The following is a 23,960-nucleotide window of genomic DNA, read 5'->3' on the forward strand; positions in this document are numbered from 1 at the left end:
GTGCTCAGCGGCGGTGGGCCCGCAGGAAGCCCTGCGGAGAGGATTCATGGTCGCGGGGTGCCCGCTGCAGGTCTTCGTCGATCACGAAGCCCAGGGCGCCCAACCGCGTCACCAGATCGGCGGGGTCGTGCATGTACGCGGTCATCTTCACGTCGCGGCCGTAGGCCCGCCGGATCTCCCGGGGGCCGGAACCCGACTGGAACCCGAGCAACAGGCTCCCTCCGGGGCGCAGGACGCGAAGGAACTGGCCGAATACGGCCCCCAGTTCCTCCGGCGCCGTGTGGATGATCGAATACCAGGCCAGGACCCCTTCGAAGCTGTTCGCCGGATACGGCAACCCCGCCAGCTCGGCGACGGTGAACGATGCGCCCGGATGCCCGCGCCGGGCCTGGTCGATCATTCCCGGCGAGAAGTCGACCCCGGCGAGATCATGGTGTCCGAGGTCCCGGAGATGCCCGAGCAGGCGTCCGGTGCCGCATCCGGCATCCAGTATCGGGCCGTGGTCGGGCACCGCGGCACTGAACCTGCCCAGGACTTCACGATCCGCGGCCGCCTCGGCGGCGGTATCGGGCAGGAGCCGGGCGTAGTCGGCGGCGACCAGATCATAGGCGATGCGGGCGGTCGGTGCCGGACGGGAAGGGGGCATGTCAATCAAAATATCGCAGGCCGGAATGCACGTCCACAACGTGAAAACCCCGGAAAGTCGGCGATCTTTGTCTACGGAGCGTAGAACTGTGCTCTTTCTCACGAAAGCGATAGCCTAGGCAAGGCATCATCCGGCTAGGGGCTAAAGTTCCCTGTGGAGCCATCGGGCCAACATGTGCCGACGCTCCGAGTCAGAAACGACTTCGACGTAGAAGGACACACCCGTGGACCTGTATGAATACCAGGCGCGCGATCTGTTCGAGCAGCACGGTGTCCCCGTGCTTGCCGGCATCGTGGCGTACACCCCTGAAGAAGCCAAGGCCGCCGCTGAGAAAATCGGCGGCGTCGTAGTGGTCAAAGCCCAGGTCAAGGTCGGAGGCCGCGGCAAGGCCGGCGGCGTCAAGGTCGCCAAGACCGCCGACGAGGCGTTCGAATACGCGTCCGCCATCCTCGGGATGGACATCAAGGGCCATACCGTCGACAAGGTCATGATCGCCCAGGGCGCCGACATCGCCGAGGAGTTCTACTTCTCCGTGCTGCTGGACCGGGCCAACCGCAACTACCTGGCCATGTGCTCCGTCGAGGGCGGCGTGGAGATCGAGGTCCTGGCCGTGGAGCGTCCCGACGCCCTGGCCAAGGTCGCCGTCGACCCGGCCGTCGGCATCGATGCCGCCAAGGCCGACGAAATCGTCGCCGAAGCAGGCTTCGCCCCCGAACTGCGCGCCAACGTCGCCGCAGCGATCGTGAAGCTCTGGGACGTCTTCGTCAAGGAAGACGCCACCCTGGTCGAGGTCAACCCGCTGGTCCGCACCGGAGCCGGCGAGATCATCGCCCTCGACGGCAAGGTCACCCTGGACGACAACGCCTCCGAGGTCCGCCACCCGGACCACGAAGCGCTTGAGGACAAGGGGGCAGCGGATCCGCTCGAGGCCAAGGCCAAGGACGCAGGCCTGAACTACGTGAAGCTCGATGGCCAGGTCGGCATCATCGGCAACGGCGCCGGACTGGTCATGTCCACGCTGGACGTCGTCGCCTACGCCGGCGAGAAGCACGCCAACGTCAAGCCCGCCAACTTCCTGGACATCGGCGGTGGCGCCTCGGCCGAGGTCATGGCCGCCGGCCTGGACGTCATCCTCAACGACGAGCAGGTCAAGTCCGTGTTCGTCAACGTCTTCGGCGGCATCACCGCGTGCGACGCAGTGGCCAACGGCATCGTGAAGGCCCTGGAAATGCTGGGAGACAAGGCCACGAAGCCGCTCGTCGTCCGCCTGGACGGCAACAACGTCGAAGAGGGACGCAAGATCCTGGCCGAAGCCAACAACCCGCTCGTGACGCTGGCCACCACCATGGACGAAGGCGCCGACAAGGCCGCCGAACTGGCGAACGCCTAAGGATCAGGGGAAAGAAAACATGTCTATCTTCATCAACAAGGATTCCAAGGTCATCGTCCAGGGCATCACCGGCGGCGAAGGCTCCAAGCACACCGCCCGCATGCTCGCCGCCGGCACCCAGGTCGTCGGCGGCGTGAACGCCCGCAAGGCCGGCACCACCGTCACGCACGGCGAGGTCAGCCTGCCGGTCTATGGCGCGGTCGCCGAAGCCATCGAGGCCACCGGCGCGGACGTTTCGATCGTCTTCGTTCCGCCGAAGTTCACCAAGGACGCCGTCGTGGAGGCCATCGAGGCAGGCATCGGCCTGGTCGTGGTCATCACCGAGGGTGTCCCGGTCCAGGATGCCGCCGAGTTCTGGGCACTGGCCCAGTCCAAGGTCGACGCCAACGGCAACCAGGTCACCCGCATCATCGGCCCGAACTGCCCCGGCATCATCACCCCCGGCGAAGCGCTGGTGGGCATCACCCCGGCGAACATCACCGGCAAGGGCGGGGTGGGCCTGGTCTCCAAGTCCGGCACCCTGACCTACCAGATGATGTACGAACTGCGCGATCTGGGCTTCTCCAGCGCCATCGGCATTGGCGGGGACCCGGTCATCGGGACCACCCACATCGATGCCCTGGCAGCCTTCGAAGCCGACCCGGAGACCAAGGCGATCGTCATGATCGGCGAAATCGGCGGCGACGCCGAGGAGCGTGCTGCCGAGTACATCAAGGCGAACGTCACCAAGCCGGTCGTCGGCTATGTGGCCGGCTTCACCGCCCCGGAGGGCAAGACCATGGGCCACGCAGGCGCCATCGTCTCCGGCTCCTCGGGCACCGCGCAGGCCAAGAAGGAAGCCCTCGAGGCCGCAGGGGTCCAGGTCGGTAAGACCCCGTCCGAGACGGCATCGCTGCTGCGCAAGATCTACCCGGAGCAGGCCGAGGCCTCCAACCTCTAGGCACTCCACAGGCCCCCAAGGGCCATGCACGACGACGGCGGTCGCCAGCTTCCTCACGGAAACCGGCGGCCGCCGTTCTCATGTCGTTTGACGGCCCGGATGTCGTGAGCGCTCCTGGCCGCAAGCCCAGTGATCAGGGCTGGAGACGGTGGTGTTCCCAACTCGAGCCCGAACGCACATACTGCAGCCGCAGGTGGTTGCGATCTTCCTGCCCCTGCCAAAATTCCACGCTCGCCGGAACCAACTGCCAGACCCTCCACGTCTCCGGAACCGTCTCAGGTTCCTCCTCCAGCTGCTGACGGGGCGCCGAAAGGGCCCGGTTGAAACTGCCGGGGTCGGTGAGCTGACTGCTCTGCTGGGCGCTCAACGCCACCGTGCGCGCAGCCGGCCCCCGGGCGAGGAAGTCCCGCCGCGCCGCCGGGGCCGGTACCTGGGCCACGGTGCCCCGCACACGGATACTGCGGATCTGTTCCTTCCAATGGAACGTCAACGCAGCGGCAGGACGGGCACCGAGCTGGACGCCCTTGGTGCTCTGCGCCGACCCGGCGAAGGTCCAGGCACCATCGTCGGTCACCCCCTTGAGGATCAGCACCCGGGCATCGGGGAGCCCGTCGGCATCGACGGTGGACAGGGTCATCGCGTGGGGTTCGGTGACCCCGGCGGCGATGGCTGCGGCGAACCAGTCGACAAAAAGGTCCTGCGGGTGTTCGGGGGCGTGGTCCGGGGTGAACGGGGCAGGGGCTCCGACCAATGATCCGACCGAGGCCAGTAGTTCGGGCAGAGTTCTCATGGTCGAACCCTGTCAGGCGGGGAGCCCGGACCACAAGAAGGTGACGGGCGCCGGGGCGGCGGACGGCCCCGGATAGTTCTAGGCTGGAGGCCTACCGTCACCATCCAGTATCCAGGAGTCTTCAGCATGCGCGCCACCATGATCCATGCAGCCCACGACATCCGCGTCGAGGACCGGCCGGAGCCGGTCCTCCAACACCCCACCGACGCCATCGTCCAGGTGGCCGCCGCCTGCGTCTGCGGTTCCGACCTCTGGCCCTACCGTGGGGTCCGCGAGACGAGCGAGCCGCATCCGATCGGACACGAGTTCGTGGGTACGGTGACCGAGGTGGGATCTGCCGTCACGACCCTGGCCGTGGGCGACTTCGTCATCGCCCCCTGGGCCAATAGCTGTGGGGAATGCGCCGATTGCCTCAATGGAGTCCAGGTGGCGTGTGCGCACCGGGCCATCTGGGGTGCCACGGATGAACAAGGCCTCGAGGTCGACGGCGGCCAGGGGGAGGCCGTCAGGGTGCCCAACGCCGACGGGACGCTGGTCATCGTCCCCGGTGTCAGTGAACCCGATGAAGCGCTGCTCAAGTCGCTGCTGTCCCTCTCCGACGTCATGGGCACCGGCCACCATGCGGCGCTGGGGGCCCAAGTGGGGCCGGGGCACAGCGTGGTGGTCGTCGGTGACGGCGCCGTCGGGCTCAGCGGTGTCCTCGCCGCCCGCCGAATGGGCGCCACCCGCATCATCGCCATGTCCCGCCATGCCGACCGTGCGGAGGTCGCGCGCCAGCTGGGGGCCACCGATATCGTCGAGGAACGGGGCAAGGACGCCGCGGCGAAGGTCTCCGAACTCCTCGGAGGCGTTCTGGCCGATTCGGTCCTGGAATGCGTGGGAACCGCCGAATCAATGGACCAGGCGTTGCGCTGCACCCGGGCCGGCGGCGCCCTGGGGTTCGTGGGGGTTCCTGCCGGAGGCGCCGAACTGCCCATCGGGGTGCTCTTCTCCAAGAACATCACCGTTGCCGGCGGTGCCGCCTCCACCCGGAACTACATCCCCGAACTGCTCGAGGACGTCCTGGCCGGGACCATCAACCCCGGTCTGGTCTTCGACGCGGTGATGCCGTTGGAGGAGGCGGCCGAAGCCTACCGGGCCATGGACGAACGCCGGTCGATCAAGGTCATGCTCACCCCCTGACCCAACCTCCTTCCGCGCCCTGATCCCCTGGCCGCTGGTCTCGGATCAGGGCTGGGCGGCCGAAGGTGCCGCGTGGAGATGGAAGAAGGAACGGCCCGCCCGCTCATGGCCGCCGGGGACCAACAGCACCTTGAGTTGTTCGTTGAACTGGACCCCGGTTCGCTGGCCGTCCGTGATCGCTTCCCGCGGCGGTGAGAGGGCTTCCCTGAGGCTGGTGAAGTCGTCACTGAGGAGGAGGTAACCGCGATCCCGGGTGTCGATGCGCACCGTCCCGTTTCCGAGGACGACGACGGCGTCGACCCAGTCCCCGCTGAAACGCGGGGCAGCATGAGCGGGTGGGGCGGCGGGAGCGTGGGAATGATGGCGCAATAAGGTGGGCATGGTCTGCCTTTCGGATCGTCCTTGCCCCTGGCGGCTACCGGGGGCCGCTTCGTCATCCGAACCACCCGACGAACAATCCGTTCGCGGCATTCCTGCCGCTCACAGTGGGGTTGGTGCATGGCCAGTCGGAGCTGTCCGTCGACCGTCCCTGGGGGAGCGGCAGGCGGGGCCATGTCTCGTGAAGCTGATATCAGCCTAGTCGGGAGACCCGACACTTTGTAGGGATGACCCGTCGTCGTTCATCCGAGGCAACACGGAGCAACAAGAGCATCGGGACAGTCGACATCCTGGAGCATCGTTGGATCAGAGGAGCATTCGCTGCCGAACCTGACGGTCGTGCGCAGGTCGTTGGTGCGGTAGGACACGAACTGGCCGGAGGTGAGCTCGGCATTTATCGCGGACGCCTCGCGTTTGGTTTTGCCCGGGATGTAGCTGGTGATCTTCATCCCGTGGGCTTCCAGCACGGATTTCATGTGTTTGATCGCTGCCGGGCCGTCATCAGTGGGGCTCGAGATCACCATCAGCAGCAGTTGATGTGGACCGTCGTCGGCGCCGCAGGGTTTGGGCGAAAACGGGTCGCGGTCATCGGGGGAGAAGGGATCGCCATCGAGGTAGGTCCAGTCGCCTCCGGCTTCGTCGGTGATCTGGGTGATTTCGGTGTAGAAGTCTTCGCGGATGGATGAGGCATCCCGCTGGTCCGAGGCCACGGAGGATGCTGTGGCGTTGGTGGGGGACTCGTCCTGACCGGGTATGCAAGCGGTCAGGGCGAGTACGCACGCCAAGCCCAGGGCTACGGTGGCCGAGGTGGTTCGAAGGGAAGGCGTCATGGGCGAGGGGATCCTTCGCGGTGGGGTGCTGATCAGTTGAGGTCTTGGAGCATCGTTGGATGGGAGGAGCATTCGCTGCCGAATCTGATGCGTGTGCGCAGGTCGTTGGCGCGGTAGGACACGAACTGGCCGGAGGTGAGCTCGGCATTTATCGCGGACGCCTCGCGTTTGGTTTTGCCCGGGATGTAGCTGGTGATCTTCATCCCGTGGGCTTCCAGCACGGATTTCATGTGTTTGATCGCTGCCGGGCCGTCATCAGTGGGGCTCGAGATCACCATCAGCAGCAGTTGATGTGGACCGTCGTCGGCGCCGCAGGGTTTGGGCGAAAACGGGTCGCGGTCATCGGGGGAGAAGGGATCGCCATCGAGGTAGGTCCAGTCGCCTCCGGCTTCGTCGGTGATCTGGGTGATTTCGGTGTAGAAGTCTTCGCGGATGGATGAGGCATCCCGCTGGTCCGAGGCCACGGAGGATGCTGTGGCGTTGGTGGGGGACTCGTCCTGACCGGGTATGCAAGCGGTCAGGGCGAGTACGCACGCCAAGCCCAGGGCTACGGTGGCCGAGGTGGTTCGAAGGGAAGGCGTCATGGGCGAGGGGATCCTTCGCGGTGGGGTGCTGATCAGTTGAGGTCTTGGAGCATCGTTGGATGGGAGGAGCATTCGCTGCCGAATCTGATGCGTGTGCGCAGGTCGTTGGCGCGGTAGGACACGAACTGGCCGGAGGTGAGCTCGGCATTTATCGCGGACGCCTCGCGTTTGGTTTTGCCCGGGATGTAGCTGGTGATCTTCATCCCGTGGGCTTCCAGCACGGATTTCATGTGTTTGATCGCTGCCGGGCCGTCATCAGTGGGGCTCGAGATCACCATCAGCAGCAGTTGATGTGGACCGTCGTCGGCGCCGCAGGGTTTGGGCGAAAACGGGTCGCGGTCATCGGGGGAGAAGGGATCGCCATCGAGGTAGGTCCAGTCGCCTCCGGCTTCGTCGGTGATCTGGGTGATTTCGGTGTAGAAGTCTTCGCGGATGGATGAGGCATCCCGCTGGTCCGAGGCCACGGAGGATGCTGTGGCGTTGGTGGGGGACTCGTCCTGACCGGGTATGCAAGCGGTCAGGGCGAGTACGCACGCCAAGCCCAGGGCTACGGTGGCCGAGGTGGTTCGAAGGGAAGGCGTCATGGGCGAGGGGATCCTTCGCGGTGGGGTGCTGATCAGTTGAGGTCTTGGAGCATCGTTGGATGGGAGGAGCATTCGCTGCCGAATCTGATGCGTGTGCGCAGGTCGTTGGCGCGGTAGGACACGAACTGGCCGGAGGTGAGCTCGGCATTTATCGCGGACGCCTCGCGTTTGGTTTTGCCCGGGATGTAGCTGGTGATCTTCATCCCGTGGGCTTCCAGCACGGATTTCATGTGTTTGATCGCTGCCGGGCCGTCATCAGTGGGGCTCGAGATCACCATCAGCAGCAGTTGATGTGGACCGTCGTCGGCGCCGCAGGGTTTGGGCGAAAACGGGTCGCGGTCATCGGGGGAGAAGGGATCGCCATCGAGGTAGGTCCAGTCGCCTCCGGCTTCGTCGGTGATCTGGGTGATTTCGGTGTAGAAGTCTTCGCGGATGGATGAGGCATCCCGCTGGTCCGAGGCCACGGAGGATGCTGTGGCGTTGGTGGGGGACTCGTCCTGACCGGGTATGCAAGCGGTCAGGGCGAGTACGCACGCCAAGCCCAGGGCTACGGTGGCCGAGGTGGTTCGAAGGGAAGGCGTCATGGGCGAGGGGATCCTTCGCGGTGGGGTGCTGATCAGTTGAGGTCTTGGAGCATCGTTGGATCAGAGGAGCATTCGCTGCCGAACCTGACGGTCGTGCGCTGAGCATTGGTGCCATAGGAAACGTATTGCCCCGTGGTGCTTTCCGCGTCGACGGAGGACGTCTCACCATCGGTCGTGCCGGGGATATATCCGGTGACCTTCAGACCCCGGTCTTCGAGCACCGACTTGATGCGCTTGATCTCGGCCGGGCCTTCCTTGCTGGGCCCGGAGAGCAGGAGCAACAATAATTGCCGTGGTCCGTCGTCGTCGGCACCGGCGCAGGCCTTCGGAGAGAATGAGGCACGGTCCTCGGGGGAGAAGGAATCGCCGTCGAGATACGTCCACTTTCCACCGGCTTCTTCGGTAAACTGGGCAATCTCGACATAGAAGTCCTCGCGGATCGATAAGGCGTCGCGCTGGCCGGAGGGGGAGGAAGCTGCCGTAGTTGCATCCATGGGTTCTCCTAGGTTGGGGGTGCAGGCGGTCATGGCCAAGGCGCCGACAAGTCCGAGAGCCAAGATGCCGCCGGTGGTGCTGCGGAGGGTCATCCGATGCCTTTCTAACGGGTGGGTTGATCGCGGTGTGTTTCAGAGCGTTCCCGCATCAGGCCCTCTGCCGTCTGCTGGAGGTGTTCCCCTACCCGGCCAGCTGACTCCTGGGTTCCGTCCACGGCGCTGTTTCCCGCTTCCTGAATCCCATCGATGAAGTAGTTTTGCCAATTGCCGAAATCATCACTCACCGTTTTCCCAGTGCTCTGGATGCTATCGACTCCAAAATTGAACTCGAGGACCGTGCGCACGGCGGGAACATCGATTTTCCACGTCATGTTGCCCCCCTCCACCGCCCGAATGCTCCTTCTTCCGGATTCAGGCTAGAAGAAAGCGCGTTATGGGGCGATGGGGAGAACTACCCATGCGCGGGGTGGGGACTACTCGACCAGCAGGTCCCTGATGTCCTGGGCGGTCATGGCCGAGCCGAAGCCCTCGCCGGCATCCATGACCGAGGAGATCAGCTGCCGTTTGGCATCCTGCAAAGCCACGACCTTCTCTTCGATCGTGTCCTTGGCGACCATCCGGTAGACCATGACGTTGCGGGTCTGCCCGATGCGGTGCACCCGGTCGACGGCCTGGGATTCGGCGGCGGGGTTCCACCAGGGATCCAGCAGGAAGCAGTAGTCGGCCTCGGTGAGGTTCAGCCCGAAGCCACCGGCCTTCAGCGAGATCAAGAACACCGGGGCCCGGCCGGATTTGAATTCTTCGATGACCTCGGAACGCCGTCGGGTGGACCCGTCGAGATAGGCGTAGTCGACGCCTTCGTCGTCGAGCCGGGAGGCGGTCTTCTTCAGGAACGACGTGAACTGGCTGAACACCAGGGCACGGTGGCCCTCGGCGAGCACGTCGGCCAGCTGCTCGAAGAGCACATCGAGTTTGGCCGAGGGAACGCCTTCGTATTCGGGATCAACCAACGAGGCATCGAGCGAGAGCATGCGCAACAACGTCAGGGACTGGAAGATGGTGAACCGGTTCTTGTCCATGTCCTCGACCAGGCGCAGGATCTTCTGTCGTTCGCGCTGCAGGTGGGTGTCGTAGATCTTCCGGTGCTTCGGTGCCAACTCGACATTGAGGACCTGCTCCTGCTTGGGCGGCAGATCGGTGGCCACGGCGTCCTTGGTCCGCCGGAGCATGAACGGGCGGATGCGTCGGCGCAATCTGGCCAACGGCTCATCCAGCCCCTGCTTCTCGATGGGGCGCTGGTAGTTCTCCGCGAAGCGCAGTGCCGAAGGGAAGAGGCCGGGGGAGACGATCGCGAAGATCGACCACAGTTCCATCAGGTTGTTTTCCATCGGGGTACCGGTGATGGCCAGTTTGAAGGCGGCGTCGAGATCGCGGGCCGCGTGGTGGGCCTTGGTGGCCTTGTTCTTCACGAACTGGGCCTCATCCAGGATCAGACCGGACCACCTCTGTGACTGGTAGGCCTCGGAGTCGAGCCGGAAGAGCGTATAGGAGGTGACCACGACGTCGTTCTCCGCAGCGATGGCTGCCAGCGGACGGGCGGCCCGGCCCTGGGTGTCGGCGATGGCGGCCACCCGCAGGTCGGGGGCGAAGCGCGCCGCCTCATCCGACCAGTTGGCCACCACCGAGGTCGGGGCAACCACCAGAAACGGTCCGGGCACGGAGGTGGAGGACGAGGCCGGGGTCCCGGTGGCAGCGTCGGATCCGCCGGTGGCATCGGGGGCGGAATCCCACTGGTCCTTGGCATGGAGGATCAAGGCGAGGGCCTGCACGGTCTTTCCCAGGCCCATGTCATCGGCCAGGACGCCGCCGAGGTTGTTGCGCCACAGCATGGCCAGCCATTCGAAGCCCTGACGCTGGTACGGACGGAACGTTGCCTTCAGCCCGGCGGGCAATGCCGGCGGATCGGCCTCGGCGACATCCAACAGCGAATTCACTCCGGCGTACCAGGAATCGGGGCCCTCGGTGACGGTGGCGAGCTCCTCGAGCTCTTCCCAGAGGGAGGCCTGGTAGCGGGTGATCTGCAGGTCGGAGTTCTTGTCGTTCAGGGTCCCGGCCTCGGCCACGAGGTCACGCAGCCTGTCGAAGAGCTGGTGCTCGAGGGAGAAGTAGGTCTTATCGGGCATGAGCATGCGGCTCTGCCCGCGGGAGAGGGCCCGCAGGACGTCGGCGAAGGGGATGCGGTGCTCCCCGACGGCGACGACCAGGCCGAGGTCGAACCAGTCGCGTTTATCCGATTCAACGGTGGTGACCGTCAGCTCGGGGGACTCGGTCAGCTCACGGTAGGCCGGGGGCTGACCGGTGACCCGGACCTCGAGGCCTTCGACCTGTTCCAGCAGCGGCAGCGACCGGCGGATGAAGTCCACGGTGTCCAGCCCGCGCAGGGTGCGCGGGACCAGGGCGCGACCGGCCAAGGTGGGGGAGTCCTCGACGGCGTGCAGGGCGGCGTCCTCGAGGGCCGATTCGGCCTCGACATCGCGCAGGTCCGCATCCACGGGGCCATGCCCGTAATCGAAGTCCCAGGCCAGCTCGGCGGTGTCCCCGCCGGGGTAGGTGACCTCGAGGATGAGTTTGGGCGGCAGGATCCCCGGCAGCTCGACCGAATCGTCGGCGGCATTGATGGCCAGCCGGCGTCCCAACCGCGGGTAGACGGAGGACATGAAGTCACCGACTTCCTGGGCGGGAACGACGACGGTTTCGGGCTGGTGCAGCAGGGCCACCTCGGCGGCATCGAGCTTCCGTGCGGTGGGCGCCAAGACGATCAGCTCGGCATCCTCCCGGGCCGCGTAGACGCCGTGGTTGCCGATGGCCCCCACGGGGGTCTCGGGGGACAGCTCGAGTTCCTGCCCGTCGAGACTGAGCAGGGGAGTCAGCCCCAGGGCCCCGTCGTCATCCTCCGGATGCCCGGCCGTGAGGGAGACGGAGGCGGTGTCGGCCAGCCGGATGGTGGTGGCGGACCGGGGGCCGATGAGCCGGATGCCCAGGGATTCGGTTTCATCCAGCAACGACCAGAGCAGCGGGGAGGAGAATTCGTCCAGGTAGAGCCAGTCGTTGTCCTCACCGAAGTAGAGCTGCCCGTTGGCGCGGTAGAGCGGGACGAACTGGCAGAACCAGCGATGCTGTTCCTCATCCAGGTTCAGTCCGTAGGTCTTGAAGCTGATGGTGTTCCAGCGCAGGTTGCCCCGGACCCAGCGTCCGTTGCCGGACCGGACCATGGGGCGCACGCCCAGGCGCCAACGGTGTCCGGAATTGTTCTGGTGTCCGACCCCGGAACCGGGAGCCCACTGCCGGTGGGCGACCTGGGTGGTGTCCTGGAGTTCGAACTGCAAGGCCAGGGGCTGGAGCTGGTGGCGGTCCGAGCCGCCCCGGGACCGGGCCCCTGCCCGGGGCTGCGGTGATCCGCTGCGGCCGCCGGCGCTGATCAGCGAATTCAGTGTGTCCTGCCAGGCGGGGACCTTCACCGGGGCAGCGGTGTTCTCGAAGAAGACCCGTTGGGCACGCAGGTGCAGGGTGTTCGAATAGATCAGCAGCGCGGCCGCGTGCTTGCAATGGGTGCCGACCGGGCAACTGCACCAGGTTTCGCCGACCGTCCACTCCCCCTTGCGGTCCACGAGGGCCACCGAGGTGCTGTAGGGCTCCTCCTCGGTGCCGATGACCCGGGCGGTCAGCCGGGGGTCCCCGGCGCTGAATTCCAGGTCCAGGACGTGCTCCGCATTGGCATAGCCCTTCCCACGGGTGAACGCCGCACCACCGACCACACGGAGGATTTCGCGGGCGTCAACGAGGGGAAAATCGGATTCTGCCATCCTCCTATCGTTTCACGTCCCGGCCCCTGCCGACGAACCAGGATGCCGGGCCGCCCGCTGTCGCCGTAGGGTGTGCTCATGAACTCCTCGCCGGCGATGCAGACACCGCCCCGTGAGCTGGACATCGACACGGTCGACCAGTTCGATTCCCGCACGAAGACCAGCGGTGTCCCGATGGCCGGTTGGCATTGCCAATCATTGGATCTGCGTGATCGTGGACGGGCGTTGGAGCGGTCCGACGTCTCCGGTGCCGTCTTCCTCGGCTGTGATCTGCCGCCGGGTTCCATCCCCGGTCTACGTCGCCGCGGGGCCCTGGTCTTCCCCGATCTGCCCGGGCTGCCGTTCGATCCGTACCGCGGCGGGCTCTACACGGCACAGGACCTCTATGCGGGACTGGAGGACCACGCCTACGAGGACACCCCCGATGCGCGCATCTATGCCTGGAGCCGCCACCGGGGTGCCGGTCGGGGCGGACTGAACATGGCCCTGGCCACCACCTTGCACGACCATGCGGTCGGCGTGGCCCTGGAGCAGCTGCTGGCCGGTGCGCACGACGGCGATGCCCCGGGGCGGATCCCCGGCCGCGGGGTGGTCGGGGTGATGGGTGGACACGCGGCCGAACGCGGCACCGCAGGGTTTCGTGACGCCGCCTATCTGGGACGCAGCCTGGCCCGCGCCGGGTTCACGGTCGCCACCGGGGGCGGCCCCGGGGCCATGGAGGCCGCCAATCTCGGGGCCTACCTCGCGGCGGAGGAGGACGAGGTCCTGGAGGCGGCCATCACGCGGCTGGCCGCCGCCCCGTCGTTCCGTCCCTCGATCTCGCAGTGGGCGCGCGCCGCGCTCGCCGTGCAGGAAGACCATCCCCGGGGAACACCCACGGTGGGGATCCCCACCTGGTTCTACGGGCATGAGCCGCCGAATCTGTTTGCGACCCATATCGCCAAGTTCTTCGCCAACTCGATCCGTGAAGACGTGCTGCTCAAGGCCTGCACCGGAGGGCTGGTGGTGCTGCCCGGGGCCGCCGGAACCGTGCAGGAGATCTTCCAGGATGCCTGCGAGAACTATTACGGAACCGCCAGGACCCAGACCCCGATGATCCTGGTGGGCCGGCGGCATTGGACCCGTGAACTGCCGGCCTGGCCGCTCTTGGAATCCTTGGCCGAAGGCCGGGACATGGCAGCGGCCATCCATCTGGTGGAGACCCCCGAGGCGGCCGTGGACATCCTCGCCGGCGGGTGACCGGCCCGCCGGGGGGCCCGGGCCCGGGGCAGGAGCCCCGGAACCCGTCGGCGCAGCGCCCGGTGAGATCCAGAGGATCGGCAGCTGCGCTGGGTAGGCTGGCGCTATGGACTCGAATCCCTATCTCGTGACCCGGCAGCGCCTGGTCCAGGCGCCTCCCGGGGCCATTTTCGAACTACTCGTCGACCCGTCGAAGCATCCGCTCATCGACGGCTCCGGCACGGTGAAGAGCGCCCGGCAGGACGAACCCCAGCGGCTGGCACTGGGCTCCGAATTCGGGATGGACATGCGCCTGGGCGTGGGATATCGGATCCAGAACACGGTGGTGGAGTTCGAGGAGAACCGGCTGATCGCCTGGCGGCATTTCAACGGCCACCGCTGGCGCTACGAATTGATCCCCGCCCCGCGGGGCACGCTGGTGCGTGAGACCTGGGATGCCTCGCGGCTGAAACGTCAATGGCCGCTGAAGGTCATGGGGTTCACTCGCAGCACCCCGGTGAACATCGAACGCACGCTGGATCGGTTGGCCGACTATTTCGACCCCAATACGCCGCGCCCCCCGGAGCCGGAACCACCGCGTCCCTCCCCGCGGAAGCCCCGCGCCAAGTCATTGACCCCCGCCCAGGAGGCGAAGGAGGCCGCCCGGAAGCAGGCCCGCGCCCAGAAGGCGGCGCAGCAGGATGAGGAAGGCGTTGCGGCCCAGGCGGCCAAGGCCGAACGGTTGGTGCTGGCGGAGGAAGCCGAGACCGCCCGTCGGGCGGCCCGGAACGAACGCACCGCCGAGGCCCGCCGCGCCCGTGAACTGAAGGAAACGGAAAAGACCGAGCAGGCCGCCCTGGCCGAACGCGCCCAGGCCGAGAAGGTCGCGGAACAGGAGCGGGTCGAGGCCGAGAAGGCGGCAGAGGCCGCCCGCGAGGAGCAGGCCAAGGCGCAGAAGGCGGCGGAGCTCGAGCGGGCCCAGGCGGAACGGACCGCCGCCGCCGAACGGGTCAAGGAGGAGAGGGCGGCCCGGCAGGAACACGAACGCCGGACGAAGGCCGCGCGGGCCGAGGAGGCCGAGGCGGCGAAGACCCGGAAGAACGCCCCGCAGGTGCCCGTGGAGCCGTTGCCGCCGATCGGGGCGACCCCCCGGCCGTTGACGACGACCCCACGCCGGCCCGCACGCGAGATGATCGCCGCAGCCAAGGCCGGACGGCGGGATGCTCCGGCCCCCGGGCAGGGCACCGAACCGGCCGGCGAGCCGGACACGCAGGAGCCGACCCCGCCCCCGGCGGGGGACCGCCGCCCCGTGGCCGCAGCCCGCCGGATGCGCCGCGCCAGCTGAACGGAAGGGGCCGGGTTCTGCGGGTCCTAGCCGATGTTCCCGCCGAAGAGCAGGCCGAGAACGTAGGTGACCCCGGCGGCACCGAGGCCGATGGCCAGCTGCCGGAACCCGCGTTTGGCCGGGGAGGCGCCGGAGAGCAGTCCGACGATGCCCCCGGTCAGCATCAACGCGACCCCGACCAGGAGCAGGGCCACCAGCAGGGCTGGCAGCCCGCCCATACCGAAGAGGTAGGGCAGGATCGGGACCAAGGCCCCCGAGGAGAAGAAGCAGAAGCTGGAGGCGGCGGCGCCGAAGGCGGAGCCCAGGGCCTCGTGTTCGTCGCCGCCGGTTTCGGTTTCGGGCACCTCGGGTTGCAGGGACAATGAGGGGTCGCAGTCGCAGCTGAAGGTCCCCAGCCGTTCGGCGGCCCGGTGCTCGGCGGCCTCCCGGCTCATGCCGCGGGCCCGGTAGACCAGGACCAGTTCGTTGGCCTGCAGGTCCAGATCCGGGGCGGCGATGAGCGTGATCTGGGTCGGTTGGGAGGCGGTGAGCAGTTCGCGCTGCGAGCGGACGGAGACGTATTCCCCGGCGGCCATGGACAGGGCGCCGGCGAGCAGGCCGGCGACCCCGGCAAAGAGGACCAGCGCGCTGGACACCCCGGCGGCGCCGATGCCCATCACCAGGGCCAGGTTGGAGACCAGCCCGTCGTTGGCCCCGAAGACGGCGGCCCGGAAGTTGCCGGAGAGCCGGTTGCGGCCGCGGATCGCCAGCCCGCGTACGACTTCCTCATGCACCAGCTCATCGGCGGCCATCTGAGCGGTGGCGTCGGCGTCGCTGTCGTAGGGGGAGGCGCCCTCGGCCCGTTGGGCCAAGGCCAGGACGAAGACCGAACCGAAGTTGCGGGCCATGAACCGCAGCATGACGCGGCTGAGCGAGGGGCGTGCGGTCTTCCGGGCATGCTCGCCCAGAAGATTGGACCAATGCTCCTGGTGGCGGGCTTCCGCCCGGGCCAGACCCAACAGGATCTGGCGTTCCTCGCCCTCACGGCGTTTGGCCAGGGTGAGGTAGATGGAACCTTCGACGCGTTCGTCGGCCAGGTATTTGCGCCAGCGCCGGATCTCGGCGGGCGTGGGCTCCCTACGCGAGGCCTCCGCGGCTGGCGGATCGGCGTCGGGGGAGGGGGCATCCGGTGTCATTGGGCGTCCTTCAATCGGTTCGTATGTCCCCGCGGTGGTGCGGGACTGCCGGTCAAAGGTCGGTGGGTGGCCACGAGCCTCGGACCGCCAGTGGCGGGCCGAAGGTCTCGTTCGCCCGGCGTGGTGCCGGGTGGAATGCCGGACCGCCGGGAGGGCGGTCGGTATGTCGACAGGTCCTCGTCCACCCGTGCCGGATCAACGATCCAGCGCGGGTGGGGTGTGGAACTACTCCCCTTCAGCCGACCAGCATACCCGAGGGAGCCTCGGCGCGGTCGCGGACGGGCAGGCGTTCAAGGAAGAACACCTGTGCTTCCCCGTCGGGGCGGTGTGCCCGGGGAATACGCACGGTCAGTGCGCAGGAGTCGGATTCCCAGACCGGTCGGCCGGCCGTGTTGGCCAGCGCATGGTCGAGATCCTTGGGGTGGGGCGCGATGAAGCGCTCCCAGTGACCGTCCACGTTGAGGCAGACGGTGCCTAGCATCGAATCGAAAATTGGAAGGACGGAGACGCTTTGCGCCACGGATTTCCTCTCGTGCGTTCTTACCCAACACGTTGTCGTGCGGGCCGCTTCTTCATCCGAACCACCCACGAACCTGGGGTTGGTGCGCGGGTAGTCGGAGCTGTTGCCCGCGTCTCATGAAGCTTTTTGCCAGCCTAACGTGATTGCCGGGGCAACCCAAGCTGTGTTCCACGTCATTCCCGCTGCATCCCAGCGTTGGTGCGGCTAGATTCGTGTTCGACATCTGCTCCCCCGGGAGCACTGTCACCCGGGGGGAACGAGGACGACGCCGGGGCGGGTTCAGGCTTGCTGATCGGCGGAAACGCCCTCCATGTCGACCCGTCCGGCGACCCGATCCGACCAGTGCCGGGCCACTTCCGGGCGGGTCGGCGGGGAGAGCAGGCTGAACAGGACATAGACCACCAACGAGGCGCCCAGACCGTAGTAGATGGGCTCATTGGCGTAGACCCCGGAGAACTTCTCGGTGGACAGTGCCTCCAGGGTGATCATGGTCGTCAGGGTGACCAGGGTCCCTGCCGCCATGGACAGGGCGGCGCCGATGCCGTTCCCGCGCTTCCAGAGCAGCCCGCCCAGGATCGCGACCAGCAGCCCGCCGACCAGGATGTCGTAGGCGATGGTCAGGGCGGCGACGACGTCGTTGACGAGGATCGCCAGGATGATCGCCACGGCCCCGAGGCCCAGGACCCAGTACCGGTTGGCGGCGACGTCGTGCTCGGGGTTGCGCCCGGTGTTGACCTCGATCTCCTTGCCGAACCAGCTGGCGACGAAGGGGGTGACGTCGTTGCGGGCCACGGTGGCCGCGGCGATGAGTGCGCCGGAGGCGGTGGACATCATGGCCGCCACGGCGGCGGCCAGGACGATCCCGCCGACGGCCACCGGAAGCAGGGTCATGGCGACCTCCGCGTAGACGACGTCCTTGCCCAGGGCCTCGATGTCGATGCCGGGCAGGGCGACCCGGGCGGACATGCCGATGATCGCCCCGGCGATGCCGTAGATCACGCAGTAGATGCCGGCGGTGGCTCCGCCCCAGCGGGCCACCTTGGGGGTGCGGGCGGTGAACACCCGCTGCCAGATGTCCTGGCCGATCAACAGGCCCAGGGTGTAGACCACGAAGTAGGTGATGATCGTCTCGGCGCCCAGGCCGCCCCAACTGAAGAATTCATCGCGGGCCCGTTCGGGGATGCCGGCGGAGATTCCCTCGAAGCCGCCGGCCGCCGAGAGGGCGAAGGGCAGCATCAGGGCGAAGACACCGACGGTCTTGATGACGAACTGGACCTGGTCGGCCAGGGTGATGGACCACATGCCGCCGATGGTGGAGTACACGAGCACGATCGCCCCGCCGACGGCGATGGCGAGCCAGCGGTCCCAGTCGAAGAGCACGACGAAGATCGTGGCGTAGGCCCCGGTGGAGGTGGCACAGAGCATCAGCGTGTAGGCCAGCATGACCACCGCCGAGGCGTTGGTGGCGTGTTTGGAGCCGTAGCGCAGGGTGAGCATCTGGGAGACGGTGAAGATCTTCAGTCGTTGCAGCCGCGGGGCGAAGAACATGCTCAGCAGCAGCACCCCGATGCCGATGGCGATGACCAGCCAGGCGCCGGAGAGGCCGAATTCGTAGCCCAGGCCGACGCCGCCGACGGTGGAGGCGCCCCCGAGTACGACGGCGGCCATGGTTCCGGTGTAGAAGAAGGGGCCGAGTCGGCGCCCCGCGACCAGGTAGTCGCTGCTGTTCTTGGTGCGGGACTTGCCCCACCAGCCGAACGCGAGCATCGCGATCAGGTACGCGATGACGATCGCGATATTGATGATGTCCATGGGGAACCTCTGGTCGGAAAAGGGAGGATGATCAAAAAATGATGTTTACAGGTAAACATCTGTTGCCTACTAAGCTAAAGTGATCTGGCTAACAGGTCAATTGGCCTATGCTGTGTGACGTAATGCAGCACCTACATCCATTGTGAAGACCCGGAGTACACCGCCCATGAAGGCCTTGCCCGTCGAGCCCAGCAACGCCCCGATTGCCATCGGTTCGAAGATCCGGGCGGCGCGTCATGCCCAGCGTATGACGATTGAACAGGTGGCTGAATCGACCGGGCTGACCAAGGGCTTCCTCTCCCGGGTCGAACGCGACCTGACCTCGCCCTCGGTGGCCTCGCTGGTCACGTTGTGCCAGGTCCTCTCGGTGTCGGTGGGGGAGCTGTTTGCCCAGCCCGAGACCCATGTGGTCCGTTTCGATGATGCCCCGCGGATCTCGTTGGGCGGGCACGGCATCATCGAACGCCTGGTGACCAGTCGGTCGGAGAAGCGGCTGCAGGTCATCCGCGCCGTCATCGAACCCCATGGGCAGGGCGAGGACGAACTGTATTCGGTGGATTGCGAGGTCGAGGTCCTGCATGTGGTCTCCGGGCGCTTCATCATCATCTTCGCCAATGAACGCTTCGAGCTCGAGGGCGGCGATTCGGTCACCTTCCCGGGCCGCGAACCGCATTCGTGGATCAACCCCACGGAGGAGGAAGCGGTGGTCCTCTGGACGCTGGTCCCTGCCGCGTCGAGGTAGCCGGGTTCAGCCGACATGGACCCACGGGCGTCGCTGCAGATCCGGTTCGGCCTCACGGAGCACCTCACGGGTCAACGGGGCGATCTCCCCTTGCCCCAACAGCAGGAAACCCAGCAGGTTGCGCACCGGTGAGCCCTCGGTCCAGCGGAAGTACAGATGCGGCATGATGCCGTATTCGTCGCGGATGCCCAGGCAGATCGCCGCCAGTGCCGTGCGGACCGAGGGGGCGGTGGCCTCCAGGACCGCATACCCGTGCCGCAGCGTGCCGCGGACCAGCACGTCCTGGGCGAAATCCGAATAATCACCGATGCCGATTTCGATGAACACCGGCTTCGCCGTGACCGGCAGGTGGCTGGCCGTGCGGGCATGCTGGAGCTTATGGCGATAGCGTTCGGCGCTGAACCTGACCGGCTCGTGGGCGATCAGGTTGACCGAGGAGGCCTCGGCGGCGGCACTCAACAGCGTGTGGGCCGCGACGTCGAAGGAAACGGTCGTGGCCCGTAGTTCCGTGGAACGGCGGAAGCGGGAAATGAAGGAGACGAAGAGGATCGCGATGATGAACAGTGCCGCGATCCGCAGCCCGTCGGGACGTTCGATGACGTTGGCGACCGTCGTATAGGTGAACACGAGGACGACGAGCGAGAACAGGGCGCTGCGCAGGGGTTGGCCCCGACGGTGGGCGGAGATCGCCACGGCGACCGCCGCGGACGTCATCAGCACCAGGACCCCCGTGGCGTAGGCGGCGCCCTGGGCGTCGACGCTGGCGTCGAAGGCGAGGGTGACGGCGGCGGCGATCAAGGCCAGCACCAGCACCAGCGGGCGGTTGGCCCGGGCCCATTCGGGGGCCATGCCGAAGCGGGGTAGATAGCGGGGGATGAGGTTGAGCAGGCCGGCCAATGCCGAGGCGCCGGCGAACCAGAGGATGAGGATCGTCGACAGGTCGTAGAGGGTGCCGAAGCCCTGACCGAGCTGCTCATGGGCCAGATAGGCCAGGGCCCTGCCGTTGGCGGCCCCGCCGGGTTGCAGGGCGTCGGCGGGGACCAGCCAGGTGGTGACCACGCAGGAAACGACCAGCAGCACGCTCATGGTCACCGCGGCGGTCGTCAATAGTTTCTTCGCCCCGGCGATCCGCCCCTCGGGGGCCGCCTCGGTGTCGTCGGCGCGGCCACGGATCTGCGGCATGACGGCGACCCCGGTCTCGAAGCCGGAGAGGCCCAACGCCAGCTTGGGGAAGACCAGCAGGGCCATGGCGATCATGAGCCAGGGACTGGCATGGCTGCTGCTCAGTGTCGTCCACCAATCACCGACGGGTCCGGGGGAGGCCGCGACCCGGACCAGGCTGGAGGCCAGGACGACGACGCTCAAGGCCAGGTAGAGGCCCACCAGGAGGACGGACAACGAGATGACTTCGGTGAAACCGCGCAGGAACAGCAGGGTCAGCAGGGCCAGCAGCACCAGGGTGATGGCCACGTTCTGGCCGCCCAGAAATGCCGGGGCGAAGGGGTTCTCGATGATGTGGGCGGTGGCATCGGCCGCGGAAAGCGTCATGGTGATCATGAAGTCCGTGGCGGCGAACCCCAGCAGCACCAGGACCAGCACCTTGCCCTTCCAATGCGGCAGCAGTCGTTCCAGCATGGCGATCGAGCCCTGGCCGTGGGGGCTTTCGGAGGCGACCCGGCGATAGATGGGCAGCGCGGCACCGAGGGTGACCGCGACGAGGACCACGGTGGCCAGGGGAGCCAACACCCCGGCGGCCAGGACGGCGATGGCCGGCTGGTAACCCAGCGTGGAGAAGTAGTCGAGCCCCGACAGGCACATGACCTTCCACCAGGGCTGGCCGGCCACCCGGGAGGGGCGGTCCTGCCAGGGGGCCTCGGGGTGGGCGACCGCCGAATCCATGAGCCAGCCACCGAGGCGCCCGCCGGGCGCCGAAGCGCCCGCGCGGCCGCCCGCGCGTCGAGGGCCTGCTGCACTGCTCATGAACCCGAACACTACGCTTGCCGGGGGCCTGTGAGGGGTCCGGGATCATCACGGTCTGGACCTTTCGGGCGGAACCTCGCCGGGCGTCTTGACTGTGCCACACACCACAAATAGCATGGAAGGCAACGAAAGTATCTTATTAGGCAACCATGGGCGGGATCGTTCAGGGGGCCCGTCGAGAAGGAGCAGCATGGAAGAGATCCGCGTCGAGGCCAATGGAAAGATCGGCCCCATCGATTCATCGAAGATCCCGCGCTTTGCCGGACCGGCGACCTACGCCCGTCTGCCGCGACTGGACCAGGCCCCGGAGGCCGGCATCAAGGTCGTCGGGGTCCCCTTCGACGCCGGGGTCTCCTACCGGCCCGGGGCGCGGTTCGGTTCCAACCATGTCCGGGAGTCCTCCCGCCTGCTGCGGCCCTACAACCCCGCCATGGACCTCTCCCCGTTCGAAGAGGTCCAGGTCGCCGATGCCGGGGACATGGCCGTGAACCCCTTCAACATCAACGACGCCATCGAAACGATCCAGCAGAACGCATTGGACCTCACCGCCGACGGCTCGACGCTGATGACCATCGGCGGGGACCACACCATTGCCCTGCCGTTGCTGCGCGCCGCCTCCGAGCGGGCCGGGGAACCGGTGGCCATGCTCCACTTCGACGCCCACCTAGACACCTGGGACACCTACTTCGGGGCCGAATACACCCACGGCACCCCGTTCCGCCGGGCCGTCGAGGAAGGGATCCTGGATACCGAGGCGATCTCCCATGTGGGAACCCGTGGACCGCTGTACGGTAAGAAGGACCTCGAGGATGACAAGCGCTTCGGCTTCGGCATCGTGACCTCCTCGGACGTCTACTACCAGGGGGTGCGTGAAATCGTCGATAAGCTGCGCGACCGCATCGGCAACCGGCCGCTGTACATCTCCGTGGACATCGACGTGCTCGACCCGGCTCATGCCCCCGGCACCGGCACCCCCGAGGCCGGCGGCATCACCAGTCGCGAACTGCTGGAGATCCTGCGCGGGATGCGCGGGATGAACCTGGTCGGAGCCGACCTCGTCGAGGTGTCCCCGGCCTACGACCATGCCGAGATGACCGGCATCGCGGCCTCCCACGTCGCCTACGACCTCGTCTCGCTGATGGCGGATAAGCGAACCACCGAGCAGAAGGATTCCTAAGTGCCCGACACCCTGCAGAACACCCCGGAAACCTCCGGGAACACCGCACCGCGCAACGGCGGCGACCTGGCGATCGAGACCCTGAGCGGACTCGGGGCCCGCACGGTCTTCGGCATCCCGGGCCAACACGCCCTGGGCCTGTTCGATGCCCTGTCCCGGTCGGACCTGGACTTCGTCTCCTCCCGGGTGGAGAACAACTCGGCCTTCGCCGCCGACGGCTACTCCCGCGCGACCGGTGAGGTCGGCGTCCTGTTCCTGTCCACCGGCCCCGGGGCCCTGACCTCGCTGGCCGGTCTACAGGAGGCCTATGCGACGGGCGTGCCGATGGTCGTCATCGCCAGCCAGATCCCGTTGGACGGCCTCGGGGCCCGACGCAAGGGCATGCTCCACCAGCTCGACGACCAGAAGGCCTCCGCCGCGAACGTCACCAAATCCCAGCGCACCGTCCACCACGCCTCGGGGATCCCCTCGGCGATCCAGGACGCCTGGTCCGACGCCATCACCGTGCCGCAGGGGCCGGTCTGGGTCGAGGTCCCGCAGGACGTGCTGCTCTCCGAGGTCTTCGTCCCGCCGGTGGTCGACGCGCTCGCCGAAGCCTACGAGCACCCCCCGCGGGTGGAACTGATCGAGGAAGCGGTCCGCTGGCTCGGCCAGGCCCACCGTCCGGCGATCGTGGCCGGTGGCGGTGTCCGCCGGGCAGGGGCCCAGGCCGAGCTGCTGCGCGTGGCCGAACAGCTCCGCGCCCCGGTGATCTCCTCACCCGGGGGCAACGGTGCCTTCCCGTGGGAACACCCGCTGAGCCTGCAGTCGTGGATCGAGGACCGTCACACCACCGAGGTCCTCGAGGACGCCGACGTGCTGATCGTCATCGGCTCGGCGCTGGGCGAAGTCACCTCCAACTACTTCACCCTGGCCCCGCGCGGACGCATGATCCAGATCGACGCAGAACCCCGGGTGCTGGAATCCAACAGCCCGGCACTGGGCATTCGTGCCGACGCGAAAACCGCCCTGCGCTTCCTCTCGGACGCCCTGGAGGTCCAGCGCACCACGGGAGCCGGACGCGACGCGGAATCCGTCGACTGGCACGGAAAGACCCCCGAGCAGGTCGTGGCCGAGACCCTGGACCTGGTGAGAGCACGCCTGGACGCCCAGGATCTGGGCATGGAACGGCAGTTCATGGCGGACATCCGGGCCGCCGTCCCGGCTACGATGCAGACCTTCTGGGATATGACGATCGCCGCCTATTGGGGGTGGAGCTGCTGGGATGCCCGCGAGGGCGGGTTCCATTCGGCGCAGGGTGCCGGCGGCCTGGGATATGGGTATCCCGCGGCCATCGGTGGTGCCGTCGGTCTTGCGGTGGATGGGAAAACCGGGATCGATGGGCGCGTGTTGGCCGTCTCCGGCGACGGTTCGGCCATGTACTCGATCGCCGAGCTGGCCACCGCCAAACAGCACCACACGGCGGTGACCTGGCTGATCGTCGACGACGGGGGCTACGGCATCCTGCGCGAATACATGGAAGGGGCGTTCGGCAAGGCCACGGCCACCGAGCTGTCCCGGCCTGACTTCGTGGCCCTGGCGGAGTCCTTCGGTATCCCGGCGCGAGCCGTGGCCCCCGAAGACATCGCCCAGGCCCTGGAGGAATCCTTCGCGGCGGATGGCCCGAACGTCATCGTGGTCCAGACCCTGCTGAAGATGTTCGCCCCGACCCACCTGGACTAAGCGT

The 23,960-nt window shown here is 67.1% G+C and carries 22 protein-coding genes and 1 riboswitch; of the genes, 8 read left to right on the forward strand and 14 right to left on the reverse strand.

The annotated features are described in order from the left end of the window. Nucleotides 1-4: 4 nt before the first annotated feature. On the reverse strand, nt 5-646 hold the full coding sequence (locus tag ACT3S2_RS12525) for a class I SAM-dependent methyltransferase (RefSeq protein ID WP_444555439.1): 642 nt from the start codon (nt 644-646) through the stop codon (nt 5-7). Between the two features lie 223 nt (nt 647-869). Here ACT3S2_RS12525 and sucC point away from each other — a divergent pair, with 223 nt between their 5' ends. Then, entirely contained in the window at nt 870-2,036 is a 1,167-nt protein-coding gene (gene sucC, locus ACT3S2_RS12530) for an ADP-forming succinate--CoA ligase subunit beta (protein ID WP_444555440.1), read from the forward strand. A gap of 19 nt (nt 2,037-2,055) precedes the next feature. After that, on the forward strand, nt 2,056-2,976 hold the full coding sequence (gene sucD, locus ACT3S2_RS12535) for a succinate--CoA ligase subunit alpha (protein WP_444555441.1): 921 nt from the start codon (nt 2,056-2,058) through the stop codon (nt 2,974-2,976). A gap of 133 nt (nt 2,977-3,109) precedes the next feature. Here sucD and ACT3S2_RS12540 read toward each other — a convergent pair whose 3' ends face one another. After that, nucleotides 3,110-3,766 carry a pyridoxine/pyridoxamine 5'-phosphate oxidase gene (locus tag ACT3S2_RS12540; RefSeq protein ID WP_444555442.1) on the reverse strand — a complete coding sequence of 219 codons (657 nt, stop codon included), beginning with the start codon at nt 3,764-3,766 and terminating at the stop codon, nt 3,110-3,112. Between the two features lie 126 nt (nt 3,767-3,892). Here ACT3S2_RS12540 and ACT3S2_RS12545 point away from each other — a divergent pair, with 126 nt between their 5' ends. Further along, entirely contained in the window at nt 3,893-4,948 is a 1,056-nt protein-coding gene (locus ACT3S2_RS12545) for a zinc-binding dehydrogenase (RefSeq protein ID WP_444555443.1), read from the forward strand. 45 nt (nt 4,949-4,993) lie between these two features. On the opposite strand, the gene ACT3S2_RS12550 is transcribed toward ACT3S2_RS12545, so the two are convergent. The 8 genes from ACT3S2_RS12550 to ACT3S2_RS12585 form a co-directional block, all read right to left on the reverse strand. Then, the gene (locus tag ACT3S2_RS12550) at nt 4,994-5,329 is read right to left on the reverse strand and encodes a hypothetical protein (protein ID WP_444555444.1); all 336 of its coding nucleotides are present in this window, start codon (nt 5,327-5,329) and stop codon (nt 4,994-4,996) included. A 239-nt stretch (nt 5,330-5,568) separates the two neighbouring features. Continuing rightward, a complete protein-coding gene (locus ACT3S2_RS12555) occupies nt 5,569-6,156 on the reverse strand; it encodes a hypothetical protein (RefSeq protein ID WP_444561762.1) in 588 nt (195 codons plus the stop codon). A 32-nt stretch (nt 6,157-6,188) separates the two neighbouring features. Next, entirely contained in the window at nt 6,189-6,740 is a 552-nt protein-coding gene (locus ACT3S2_RS12560) for a hypothetical protein (protein ID WP_444561763.1), read from the reverse strand. Nucleotides 6,741-6,772: 32 nt separating this feature from the next. Continuing rightward, nucleotides 6,773-7,324, reverse strand: coding sequence for a hypothetical protein (locus ACT3S2_RS12565; RefSeq protein WP_444561763.1), 552 nt, complete (start codon nt 7,322-7,324; stop codon nt 6,773-6,775). A gap of 32 nt (nt 7,325-7,356) precedes the next feature. Further along, complete coding sequence (locus ACT3S2_RS12570) at nt 7,357-7,908, reverse strand: hypothetical protein (protein ID WP_444561763.1); 552 nt, start codon at nt 7,906-7,908, stop codon at nt 7,357-7,359. A 32-nt stretch (nt 7,909-7,940) separates the two neighbouring features. Further along, entirely contained in the window at nt 7,941-8,402 is a 462-nt protein-coding gene (locus ACT3S2_RS12575) for a hypothetical protein (protein WP_444561764.1), read from the reverse strand. Nucleotides 8,403-8,506: 104 nt separating this feature from the next. After that, nucleotides 8,507-8,773 (reverse strand): hypothetical protein, encoded by a 267-nt coding sequence (locus ACT3S2_RS12580; RefSeq protein ID WP_444555552.1) that lies wholly within the window; start codon nt 8,771-8,773, stop codon nt 8,507-8,509. A gap of 102 nt (nt 8,774-8,875) precedes the next feature. Next, nucleotides 8,876-12,265, reverse strand: a complete 3,390-nt coding sequence (locus ACT3S2_RS12585) for a DEAD/DEAH box helicase (RefSeq protein ID WP_444555551.1) — start codon at nt 12,263-12,265, stop codon at nt 8,876-8,878. Nucleotides 12,266-12,343: 78 nt separating this feature from the next. On the opposite strand from ACT3S2_RS12585, the gene ACT3S2_RS12590 reads away from it, so the two are divergent. Next, nucleotides 12,344-13,504 carry an LOG family protein gene (locus tag ACT3S2_RS12590; RefSeq protein WP_444555550.1) on the forward strand — a complete coding sequence of 387 codons (1,161 nt, stop codon included), beginning with the start codon at nt 12,344-12,346 and terminating at the stop codon, nt 13,502-13,504. Between the two features lie 106 nt (nt 13,505-13,610). Continuing rightward, nucleotides 13,611-14,828, forward strand: a complete 1,218-nt coding sequence (locus tag ACT3S2_RS12595; protein WP_444555549.1) for a hypothetical protein — start codon at nt 13,611-13,613, stop codon at nt 14,826-14,828. A 26-nt stretch (nt 14,829-14,854) separates the two neighbouring features. Here ACT3S2_RS12595 and ACT3S2_RS12600 read toward each other — a convergent pair whose 3' ends face one another. The 3 genes from ACT3S2_RS12600 to ACT3S2_RS12610 form a co-directional block, all read right to left on the reverse strand. Further along, the gene (locus ACT3S2_RS12600) at nt 14,855-16,003 is read right to left on the reverse strand and encodes a VIT1/CCC1 transporter family protein (RefSeq protein ID WP_444555548.1); all 1,149 of its coding nucleotides are present in this window, start codon (nt 16,001-16,003) and stop codon (nt 14,855-14,857) included. Between the two features lie 235 nt (nt 16,004-16,238). After that, nucleotides 16,239-16,484, reverse strand: a complete 246-nt coding sequence (locus ACT3S2_RS12605; protein WP_444555547.1) for a hypothetical protein — start codon at nt 16,482-16,484, stop codon at nt 16,239-16,241. A gap of 50 nt (nt 16,485-16,534) precedes the next feature. Then, a riboswitch (SAM riboswitch) is annotated at nt 16,535-16,645 on the reverse strand. Between the two features lie 157 nt (nt 16,646-16,802). Beyond that, on the reverse strand, nt 16,803-18,335 hold the full coding sequence (locus ACT3S2_RS12610; protein ID WP_444555546.1) for a sodium:solute symporter: 1,533 nt from the start codon (nt 18,333-18,335) through the stop codon (nt 16,803-16,805). A gap of 166 nt (nt 18,336-18,501) precedes the next feature. On the opposite strand from ACT3S2_RS12610, the gene ACT3S2_RS12615 reads away from it, so the two are divergent. Beyond that, a complete protein-coding gene (locus ACT3S2_RS12615; RefSeq protein ID WP_444555545.1) occupies nt 18,502-19,077 on the forward strand; it encodes a helix-turn-helix domain-containing protein in 576 nt (191 codons plus the stop codon). A gap of 6 nt (nt 19,078-19,083) precedes the next feature. Here the strand turns inward: ACT3S2_RS12615 and ACT3S2_RS12620 are convergent, their stop codons facing one another. Then, on the reverse strand, nt 19,084-21,057 hold the full coding sequence (locus ACT3S2_RS12620; RefSeq protein WP_444555544.1) for an amino acid transporter: 1,974 nt from the start codon (nt 21,055-21,057) through the stop codon (nt 19,084-19,086). A gap of 190 nt (nt 21,058-21,247) precedes the next feature. Between ACT3S2_RS12620 and speB the strand changes: the two genes are divergently transcribed. Then, nucleotides 21,248-22,234, forward strand: coding sequence for an agmatinase (gene speB / locus ACT3S2_RS12625; protein WP_444555543.1), 987 nt, complete (start codon nt 21,248-21,250; stop codon nt 22,232-22,234). After that, nucleotides 22,235-23,956: a thiamine pyrophosphate-binding protein gene (locus tag ACT3S2_RS12630; protein ID WP_444555542.1), complete on the forward strand. Its 1,722-nt coding sequence runs from the start codon at nt 22,235-22,237 to the stop codon at nt 23,954-23,956. The last annotated feature ends 4 nt before the right edge of the window (nt 23,957-23,960 follow it).

It is taken from the genome of Arthrobacter sp. AOP36-A1-22, assembly GCF_052377615.1.
GTDB lineage: Bacteria > Actinomycetota > Actinomycetes > Actinomycetales > Micrococcaceae > Arthrobacter_H.

Coding starts and splice junctions, on each gene's coding strand:
- ACT3S2_RS12525 (WP_444555439.1), bottom strand. CDS start 646: ATGCCCCCTTCCCGTCCGGCACCGACCGCCCGCATCGCCTATGATCTG.
- sucD (WP_444555441.1), top strand. CDS start 2,056: ATGTCTATCTTCATCAACAAGGATTCCAAGGTCATCGTCCAGGGCATC.
- ACT3S2_RS12540 (WP_444555442.1), bottom strand. CDS start 3,766: ATGAGAACTCTGCCCGAACTACTGGCCTCGGTCGGATCATTGGTCGGA.
- ACT3S2_RS12545 (WP_444555443.1), top strand. CDS start 3,893: ATGCGCGCCACCATGATCCATGCAGCCCACGACATCCGCGTCGAGGAC.
- ACT3S2_RS12550 (WP_444555444.1), bottom strand. CDS start 5,329: ATGCCCACCTTATTGCGCCATCATTCCCACGCTCCCGCCGCCCCACCC.
- ACT3S2_RS12555 (WP_444561762.1), bottom strand. CDS start 6,156: ATGACGCCTTCCCTTCGAACCACCTCGGCCACCGTAGCCCTGGGCTTG.
- ACT3S2_RS12560 (WP_444561763.1), bottom strand. CDS start 6,740: ATGACGCCTTCCCTTCGAACCACCTCGGCCACCGTAGCCCTGGGCTTG.
- ACT3S2_RS12565 (WP_444561763.1), bottom strand. CDS start 7,324: ATGACGCCTTCCCTTCGAACCACCTCGGCCACCGTAGCCCTGGGCTTG.
- ACT3S2_RS12570 (WP_444561763.1), bottom strand. CDS start 7,908: ATGACGCCTTCCCTTCGAACCACCTCGGCCACCGTAGCCCTGGGCTTG.
- ACT3S2_RS12575 (WP_444561764.1), bottom strand. CDS start 8,402: ATGGATGCAACTACGGCAGCTTCCTCCCCCTCCGGCCAGCGCGACGCC.
- ACT3S2_RS12580 (WP_444555552.1), bottom strand. CDS start 8,773: ATGACGTGGAAAATCGATGTTCCCGCCGTGCGCACGGTCCTCGAGTTC.
- ACT3S2_RS12585 (WP_444555551.1), bottom strand. CDS start 12,265: ATGGCAGAATCCGATTTTCCCCTCGTTGACGCCCGCGAAATCCTCCGT.
- ACT3S2_RS12590 (WP_444555550.1), top strand. CDS start 12,344: ATGAACTCCTCGCCGGCGATGCAGACACCGCCCCGTGAGCTGGACATC.
- ACT3S2_RS12595 (WP_444555549.1), top strand. CDS start 13,611: ATGGACTCGAATCCCTATCTCGTGACCCGGCAGCGCCTGGTCCAGGCG.
- ACT3S2_RS12600 (WP_444555548.1), bottom strand. CDS start 16,003: ATGACACCGGATGCCCCCTCCCCCGACGCCGATCCGCCAGCCGCGGAG.
- ACT3S2_RS12605 (WP_444555547.1), bottom strand. CDS start 16,484: ATGCTAGGCACCGTCTGCCTCAACGTGGACGGTCACTGGGAGCGCTTC.
- ACT3S2_RS12610 (WP_444555546.1), bottom strand. CDS start 18,335: ATGGACATCATCAATATCGCGATCGTCATCGCGTACCTGATCGCGATG.
- ACT3S2_RS12615 (WP_444555545.1), top strand. CDS start 18,502: ATGAAGGCCTTGCCCGTCGAGCCCAGCAACGCCCCGATTGCCATCGGT.
- ACT3S2_RS12620 (WP_444555544.1), bottom strand. CDS start 21,057: ATGAGCAGTGCAGCAGGCCCTCGACGCGCGGGCGGCCGCGCGGGCGCT.
- speB (WP_444555543.1), top strand. CDS start 21,248: ATGGAAGAGATCCGCGTCGAGGCCAATGGAAAGATCGGCCCCATCGAT.